This is a genomic window from Streptomyces mayteni (assembly GCF_054783955.1).
This window is the reverse complement of the sequence record NZ_BAAGPR010000010.1, coordinates 114875-122946: the sequence shown is the minus strand read 5'-3', so window position 1 is coordinate 122946 and position 8072 is coordinate 114875. Positions and strand designations below refer to the sequence as shown.

Annotated in this window: 6 protein-coding genes; 3 read left to right on the top strand and 3 right to left on the bottom strand. The window is 76.5% G+C overall.

What is annotated here, in order from left to right; translation table 11 throughout:
- Window positions 1–103: 103 nt before the first annotated feature.
- Window positions 104–892: a hypothetical protein gene (locus tag ACYVPE_RS07630; RefSeq protein WP_461032656.1), complete on the bottom strand. Its 789-nt coding sequence runs from the start codon at window positions 890–892 to the stop codon at window positions 104–106.
- Window position 893: 1 nt separating this feature from the next.
- Window positions 894–1538, bottom strand: coding sequence for a hypothetical protein (locus ACYVPE_RS07625; protein WP_461032655.1), 645 nt, complete (start codon window positions 1536–1538; stop codon window positions 894–896).
- A 299-nt stretch (window positions 1539–1837) separates the two neighbouring features.
- Between ACYVPE_RS07625 and ACYVPE_RS07620 the strand changes: the two genes are divergently transcribed.
- The gene (locus tag ACYVPE_RS07620; protein ID WP_461032654.1) at window positions 1838–3004 is read left to right on the top strand and encodes a macro domain-containing protein; all 1167 of its coding nucleotides are present in this window, start codon (window positions 1838–1840) and stop codon (window positions 3002–3004) included.
- Between the two features lie 278 nt (window positions 3005–3282).
- Here ACYVPE_RS07620 and ACYVPE_RS07615 read toward each other — a convergent pair whose 3' ends face one another.
- The gene (locus ACYVPE_RS07615; protein WP_461032653.1) at window positions 3283–3990 is read right to left on the bottom strand and encodes a 4Fe-4S single cluster domain-containing protein; all 708 of its coding nucleotides are present in this window, start codon (window positions 3988–3990) and stop codon (window positions 3283–3285) included.
- Between the two features lie 189 nt (window positions 3991–4179).
- Here ACYVPE_RS07615 and ACYVPE_RS07610 point away from each other — a divergent pair, with 189 nt between their 5' ends.
- Window positions 4180–6525 (top strand): serine/threonine protein kinase, encoded by a 2346-nt coding sequence (locus ACYVPE_RS07610; RefSeq protein ID WP_461032652.1) that lies wholly within the window; start codon window positions 4180–4182, stop codon window positions 6523–6525.
- Window positions 6522–8072, top strand: coding sequence for a hypothetical protein (locus tag ACYVPE_RS07605; RefSeq protein ID WP_461032651.1), 1551 nt, complete (start codon window positions 6522–6524; stop codon window positions 8070–8072). Before ACYVPE_RS07610 ends, ACYVPE_RS07605 begins: the two co-directional genes overlap by 4 nt.

The window sequence follows — 8072 nt, the reverse complement described above, 5'->3', positions numbered from 1 at the left end:
CCGCCAGGGCCGCGGCCAGACCCGCGGCGCGGTGCCGGGCGCCGGCGCCCCGCCGGTGGCCCGCCGGCGGCCAGGCCGCGGTATCCGACGGCGGGGGCCGTCGTCAGCGCCGGTAAGTGTCGTCGACATCGGCGTCCGCCCGCCCTTCGAGCAACTCGGTCCAGAACGCGTCGAAGTCCGCGTAGTCCTCGGGGTCCCGGCTGAACCACATGCCGTAGCCGGCCGGGTGGACGACGGCGTCCGCGAGTTCCGGCACCCGCCCCCGCTCGGCGAGCCAGTCGATGAGCGCCGCGCGGGACTCCGGCGTCGTCAGGTCCTGCTCGGTCAGCCCCGGTTCGAGGTTGGACTGGATGAAGTCGCTGACCACCAGGATGTGGAACGCCTCGCCGTCCCCCGGGGCGGAGTCCGCGACCCGGCTCAGCGCGCCGAGCACGTCGGAGCCCGACCGGGTCGTCCGCGCGCAGTCGAGGAGTTCGGCGGCGACGTCCTCGGCCACCGCACGCTGCGCGGCCCGCACGTCGTCCCGGTCGAGCGTGGCGTCGGCGTCGGGGTCCAGGTCGATCCCCTCGGCCTGGCACGAGGAGAACTGGGACGCGCCGGTGATGGGGGCGAAGGCCAGCGTGCGGCATTCGAGGTCCCGGAGGAAGTCGGGCAGCGTGGAGTGCAGCTTGGCCTCCGCGTCGAATCCCTCGGGGGACGGGGCGCCGGAGCCCGAGCCGTCGACCAGCAGGGCGCAGGCCGTCGAGTAGCGGTCGACGCTGGTGCCGAGCGCCTCGCCGATGGCGCCGCAGCCGGTGGCGCCCGCGGCCAGCGCCGCGGCCAGGGCCGCGGCCGGCAGCGTCGTCCGGTGGCGGCGCTGGCCGCCGGCGCGGGGGGTGGTGTGGCGTGCCATCTCAGCGCCCCCTTCGCGGGCGGGCGGCCGTGGGCTCGGCGTCCAGGATCGCCAGCGCCCTGGCCGTGTGGGAGAGCTCGCCGGCGGCCGGCTCGATCAGCCAGCTGTCCGACTCCCGCCAGGTCGCGTCGAGTTCGAGGCGCGCCGGCGCCCAGTGCGCCAGGTGCGGGGGCGCGGGATCGGCGATGTCGCGGTGGTGCCGCCGTACCGCGTCCCAGTAGCAGCAGACCAGTTGGTTGATCTCCTCGGTGACCGCGACGGCCCGGCAGCGGCAGACGTCGGCCTTGGCGCGCCACTCGCCCACCCGCTCGCCGAACCCGGCCAGCGCGGCGGGCGCCGGGCGCCCCCGGCCCTCGTACCGCTCCACCACGTGGACGGCCTCGCGCCTGATACGGGTGATGAGCCGCCGCTCGCGGTCGAGCGTCCGGGAGCGCAGCTGCTCGACGGCCCGGTACGCGGTGGCCCGCTGCTCCCGGACGAACGCGGTCACGACCGTGCCCTGCGCGAGCGGGAGGTCGGTGGGCTCCGGCACGTGGGGCAGGCCGCTGCGGCCGTCCCTTCTGCCGCGGATCCGCGCCGCCCAGAGCGCGGTCCGCGGCGGCACCGCGTTCCGAACGACGCGGTTGACGTTGTCTGTTCTGATCACGCTCGCTCATTCCTCCGTCTCGGTCGTTTCGACCGACTGCGCGTGGCGATCCCCTTCGCGTTTCGGCCCCTCGAATTCGGGGCGACGCGTTTCCTTACCGAAATCCTTAGCAGGCGCCGGCGAGTTGTGGGGGAATGGATCCCGAAGGCCCCGGAAAACGACCTGCGTTCACCCGGAACCCGCCCGCGCGTGGCACCGGATCGCGGGGCGCCGGATCCCGTGACGCGGGGGCGTGGTGCGCGAGGCGGGATCGTCCGAAGTCTCGTGGCGCGGTCGACGTAACGTCTACTGTTGTCCATATGGGTGCGGATATCGCGGCGAGCTCCCCCACACACGCCGAACTCGTCGCAGATTTGCGATCATTACGCCGTCCCGGCCTCGCCGGCCTGCGTACCGTCCCGCTGCCCGCCCTGCGGAGGGCCGCGCTCTCCTGCGGCTTCTGCGCCGGCTCCGACGACGTGCCGGCCGGCGTCGAGGCGCTGCTCCGCCAGGCCGTGCAGCGGCTCGGCGAGCGCGACACGCTGGGTCTCGCCGCGGCCCGGAGCTTCGGCCTGGTGCCCGGCGGCCGGGGTGCCGCGGCGCAGGACCGCAGGAAGGCCGCGGCCCTGGTGTACGGGGTCTCCACCGAGACGTTCCGCAAGCGGCAGGAGGGCCAGGTCCTCGACCAGCTCGCCGAGGCCGTGCTGGCGCTGTGCCGGGAGCCCGGCCGCCGGCCGGCCCGTCAGGCCGGCGGCACGCCCGCCGCACCGGCCGCACCGGCCGCCGACCGGGGCGCCGAGCCGCCGAAGGTCGACCCGGCGCCGCCCACCAGGATCGAGACCACCGTCGCGGACGCGCCGGCGCCCTTCGTGCTGCACGTCTCCCCGGTCGACCTGCTGCGGAACATCGACATCCTGGTCTCCTCGGAGAACGTCTACCTGGAGATGGCCAGGACCTTCGGGCCCACGCTCTCCGGGGCGCTGCGCCGGGCCGGCGCGGTCCGGGACGCGGCCGGCCAGCTGGTGGACGACGTGCTCGCCGACGAACTCGCCGCCTGGGTGCGCGAGCACGGCAGGCCGGGGCTGCCGGTCAGGCCCGGCACGGTCGCGGCCACCTCGTCCGGCGCGATGCGGGCGCACGGCATCCGCCGGGTCTACCACGCGGCCGTCGCCGTGCCGTTCGCCGACCGGGACGGCTACGAGGTGGCGCCCGGGGACATCGCCAGGGCGGTGCGCGAGGCGTTCGCGCTGGCCAGGGCCGAACGCGAGGCGTTCGACCCGCCGCTCTCCTCGATCTGCTTCCCGCTGATGGGCGCCGGGCGGGCCAGGCTCGCGCCCGAGGTCAGCGCCAGCTGGATCGGCTGGGCGGTGCACGAGGAACTGCTCCGCGACCCCGACTGGACCGTGCACATGGTGGTCAAGAACCGGGCCACGGCCGAGGCCATCGCCGACCTCGACCCGCTGCGCGGCGGCGCCAGCCGCGCCTAGGGCCAGGTCCTGTCCGGGCGGTCTTCGAGGATCAGCCCTTGGCTCCCCCAGGCCTGGCGGCCTGGGTGGGGGTGCCCCCTGCACGGAGCGCTTGGGGGAGTGCCCCCATTCGCTTCGCGCAAGGCGCCCCACGCGGCGGAGCCGCACATCGACCGCGGCGCAGCTCATACGTGGCCGTATTCGCGCGCGGCGCCTGACATGCCGCTCCGCGGCGTGGGGTAACGCGGCGAGGTGCCGTAGCTGGCGGGGCGGGCCGAAGAAGATCGCCCGGACAGGGCCTAGCGGCGCCAACTCGGCCCCGAGAGGCGGGTGCCGGCGGCCCGCGACCGCCGTTCGAGCTCGGCCAGTTCGCCGCGCCGCGGCACCCCGTACAGCAGGACCCCGCCGGCCGCCGAACCCACCACCTGCACCGTGGGCCCGGTGGCGGCGCGTGCCAGGTGCGGCTCGTACCGGCGCCGGCCGAGCTCCGTCAGGGGACGCAGCCGCTGGTTGGCCGAGCCGCGCCAGACCAGGTCCGTCGGCTCGGCGGCGACATAGCGGCCGGTGACCAGGGCGTCCGCGTGCCGCAGCGCCTCCCACAGCGGCGGCGCGGCCACCAACTCGGCCTCGGTGTGGCCGGTGTAGACGAGAAGGTCGACGGGGCGGCCCCCGGCGACCACCTCCCGCGCCACCGCGCGCGCCCCCTCGAGCAGCGCCGCGAGCGCCGGGGCCTGGGACAACGGCTCGCCGCCGCTGATGGTGAGCCCCTCCGCACCGGCCTCCAGCGCCGCCCGCCACCGGTCGAGCAACTCGCCGAGCCCGGCGGCCCGGCCGCCTCCCGGGTCCCAGGTGTGCCGGGACATGCAGCCGGGGCAGGCCAGCGGGCAGCCCTGGAACCAGATGCCCAGCCGCCGGCCGGGGCCGAGCGTCGTCACCGGGAAGTGCGTGCCGCTGATCCGCACCGCCACCTCCGACCTGCCTGAAGCAGCCGGCGTCTCCTCCACCATGGAGATCCCTCCCTACCGAATCGCCGTATCGGTGCCCGGCCGCCGCGATATCCATCCGGCGCCGCCCAGAAATCCGACGGTTTCCGCCCGGACAAAACCCGGAGGTGCACCAGGAACCGCCATTCGTGCGGCGGCACTTCTCGCTAGAATTCAATTCGCTTGTTTCCGAGGGAATTACGGTGATCGTCCATGACCGATCCCGAAGGGTCGGCGGCGGACGGCGGGCCGCGCGGGCCAGGAGAGCCGCCGGAACCGCCGCCGCCCACCGAGTACGAGCCGACGGCCGCCGCACCGGGCGGCGTACCGGCCACCGAGTTCGAATCCGGCGACGGGGCCGCCGGTGGGGGCGGCGGCCGCGGCGACACGTCCCGACTGCCGCCACCGCTGCGGGCCAGGTTCCGGCTCCGCGAGGTGCTGCGCCGCCCGGAACGCCCCGACCAGGCCGCCGTCTACCGGGTGCGGGACGAGGCGGGCAGCCACGTCGTCAAGTGGTACGACCGCGCCAGGCCAGGCGACCCCCGGGTCCGCGAGCTGCTGCGCACCCGACAGCTCCCGCACGTCGTCCGGTTGACCGAGACCGGCCGGATCGACGGGCACCCCTACGAGATCGCCCCGTCCTACGGGGACACCGACCTCGCCCAGTACCGGCGTGACCATCCGGGGCCCGCCGACCCGGTGTTGGTGCGCTCCGTCGTCACCCAGCTGCACGCCGCGCTGACCGCCGCGCACCGGCTCGGCATCGTGCACCGCGACGTCAGCCCGGCCAACGTCGTGCTCGGCTCCCTCGACCCGGCCGACCCGGAGCTGACCCTCGTCGACTTCTCCGTCGCCGCGTACGCTCCCGAGGAGCGGCTCGCCGACCGCGACGCCTGGGTGGGCACCCCGCTCTACCTCTCCCCGCAGGCCGTGGCGCGCCGGCAGATGATCCATCCGCAGGCCGACTGGTGGGCCCTCGGGATGATCGTCGCCGAGCTGGCCGGCGGCCGACACCCCATCCGGCACAGCCACTCGGGCTATGTGGACCTCGAACTGTCCTCGGGGCCGCCCGACCTGTCCCTGGTCACCGAACCCGGGCTCAGCGCCCTCTGCCGGGGGCTGCTCACCCGCGACCCCGACCTGCGGTGGGGCTCGGCGCAGGTCGCCGAGTGGCTGGCCGGCGGCGCGCCGCCGGTCGCCCCGGCCGACTGGCCTTCCCCCGCCCCACCCGAGGGCGCGGACGTCGCGGCCTTCCCGTTCATGGGGCAGGAGTTCACCAACCCGGTGCGGCTCGGTAAGGCCTTCGACGGCTACTGGGCGCAGCTGGAGCGCGCCCTGGCCCATGGCCGTGGCCGCGGCGCGTTCACCGACTGGTTACGGCAGTTCGCGGCCGCGCCCCGCTACGACCAGGCCGCCAGGGAGGAACTCGCGGCGCTGGTCGAGCTGTTGGAGCGCCGCCCTGGTCCCACCGTGCTGGTGCGGCTGCTCTCCTGGCTCGCCCCGGCCCTCGGGCCCTCCTACCGTGGCGAGCAACTCGACCCGGCCTACGGGCTGACCGACCTGGCGGCCAGGGCCGTGGACGACGAGCGGTCAAGCGCCGTCGTCGAGGAGCTGGCCGGGCACGAGATCCTGCCGCTGCTCGACGCCCGGCCGGGCGGCGAGGGGCTGGCCGCGATCCACCGCGACTGGCGGGCCGTGCGGCAGCGCTGGCAGCCCACGGTCGACGCGCTGTGCGCCGAGTTCCCCGCGCTGCGTCGGCGACTTCGCGACCAGCCGGCGCTCACCGCCGTCGAAGGACCGCTGCTGGCCCAGCTGTTGCACATCGCCGCCGCCCCCGAGCGGTGCCGTGAGCGGCTTGCCGAGGACGCCGCCAGGCGGCTGCGGTCGCTGCCCGAACCCGTCGACTGGTACGGCTGGTTGACGAGCGACCGGCGCGACCCGCTGCGGCTGCTGCTCGCCGGCCGGCTCGCCGGCCTGGCCGAGCGGGACGCCGAACGGCGCCGCGTCGACCGGGAACTGGCGCGGGAGGCGCGCCGGCTCGACGCGGCCGCGGCCTGGCTCACCGTCCAGGAGCTGCCACCCACGCTCGGCTGGGCGGCCGCCGGCGCCCTCGCCGTGACCGTGCCCTGGATCTTCCTGGTCGGGCTCGCCGACGTGGTGAACCTGGCCCCCCAGACCACGGTGGCCGCCGCCTGGGGCTACGCGGTGCCCGCCGCCGCGGCGACGTTCGCCCTGGAGCTCTGGGTCGCCCACCGCATCGGCTACCTCTTCTACCATCCGGAGCGCTCGCTGGCCGGTCTGGTGATCCACCAGGCCGGGCGGGCCGCCAGGCCCGTGCTCAGGCACCGGGTGCTCGGCACCCTGGCCGTCGTGGCCGTGGTCGGGCTGCTCCTCGTCACCCTGCTCCTCGCGGCCTGGCTCTGGCCGGCGGGCACCGTGCTCGCCCTCGCCTGGTGGACCTGGCGACGCCACCGGGCGTGGCCGGGACGGCGAGCGGCCGCGCCCCCAGGCCAACCGCTCGGCGACCGCCGGGACAGCCCGACTGGAGAGCTCCCATGAGCAGCGGATACGCGGATCCCGACGTGACGTTCGTGCTGCCGAGCATCGCGTTCCCCGACCTCCACCTGCCGTCCACGCACCTGCCGTCCGCCGACGTGGTCACCGACCAGTTGCTCGACGTGCTCGGCACGGCGGTGCTCGGCCTCGGCGCGCTCAGTGGGGCGCTGCTCGCCGGCCGGGCCGCCATGACCGGCACCCGGCTGCTGGCCGAGGCGGCCGTCAGGGCCGCCGACGCCCAGTGCCTGCGGGCCGAGGAACTGCGCGGCGCCAGGCGGTCGCAGGAGCTGTGGCGGGACGCCGCCTTCGCGGTGTGCCGGGCCAACGCCAGGATCGACGCGCTGCGCGCCAGGATCGACCGCGAACGGCCGCCGGGCGGCCCCCGGCCCGGCGGCGGTCCAGGACCGGCGCCGCTGCCCCGGCTGCCGTCCGTCCTCGACCCGGTGGGTCTTGACCTGGCCGGGGTGCACCGGTGGCTCGCCGACACCGACCGGGCCGTCCGGCTGCTGGAGGCCGAGCTGGCCAGGCGGGCCATGGCGGCGGCCGCGGCCGTCCTGGGGGAGCGGGACGAGGCCGCCGCCGACCGCGCCGCCCGGCTCAGGGCCCGCCGCGAGCGCGCGCTGGCCGGCTACGCCGAGGCGGAGACCGAGACGGCGGCCGTCGCCGCGCTGCCCGCGTACACCACTCCGCCGCCGGACGCCGGCGCGCTCGCCGCCGGGCCGGCCGCCGAGCCGGCCACCGAGCTGGGCGCCGAGCTGCTCGCCGGTCTCGACCCGGCCGTCCCGGCGGCCGAGTGCGTCGCGATCCAGGAGGCGATCCGGCACGCCGTGGAGCTGGCCGGGGCCCGGCCGGCCGCCGCGGCGCGCCATCTCTCCGAGGCCCGCGAGCTGGCCTTCGCCGCCAACTGGCGGGCGGCCGACCACCGGGAGACCACGGAGTGGGCGGCCCAACAACTCCGCTTCCTCCGCCAGCCGTTGCCCGAGGGCATCGACCCCTGGCCCGAGGGAGGGCCGGAGTTCGCCGCGCTGGAGCGGGCGCTGGCGACGGGCGAACCCCCCGACCCCAGGCGGCGGGCCGAGATCAGCGCCCGGGTCGCCGCCCGCCACGAGGCGCTGCAACGCGCCTACGTCGCCGAGCTGTTGCGCCGGGAGCTGGCGGCGATGGCCGCCGGCGACCGACTGACGGTACGTCAGCCGGCGCCGGGCGTCGAGCACATCGAGTGGGTGCCGCCCGGCTGGGGAACCGAGCACTGGCTGCGCCTCGCCCTCGACCGGCAGGGCACGCTCCGGGTCCAGACCGTCCACCGGGCCAGGGCCCCGCACGAGGACACCAGGGCGGCCAGGGAGTTGGACCGGCGCCGCTGCCACGAGGCAGGCGAACACCTCGCCCGCCTCGCCGGGGCCGCCGCCGAGGCCGGGCTCGCACTCGACCTCGTCTTCGACGAGACCCCGACCGCCGCCGACACCCGCCGGGGCCACGCCGCCCCCGCCGCCGACCGGCGCCCGGACGACCGCGAGCCCCGGGCCCGCCACCACAGGCCGGGGGAGTGA

Coding starts and splice junctions, on each gene's coding strand:
- ACYVPE_RS07630 (WP_461032656.1), bottom strand. CDS start 892: ATGGCACGCCACACCACCCCCCGCGCCGGCGGCCAGCGCCGCCACCGG.
- ACYVPE_RS07620 (WP_461032654.1), top strand. CDS start 1,838: ATGGGTGCGGATATCGCGGCGAGCTCCCCCACACACGCCGAACTCGTC.
- ACYVPE_RS07615 (WP_461032653.1), bottom strand. CDS start 3,990: ATGGTGGAGGAGACGCCGGCTGCTTCAGGCAGGTCGGAGGTGGCGGTG.
- ACYVPE_RS07610 (WP_461032652.1), top strand. CDS start 4,180: ATGACCGATCCCGAAGGGTCGGCGGCGGACGGCGGGCCGCGCGGGCCA.
- ACYVPE_RS07605 (WP_461032651.1), top strand. CDS start 6,522: ATGAGCAGCGGATACGCGGATCCCGACGTGACGTTCGTGCTGCCGAGC.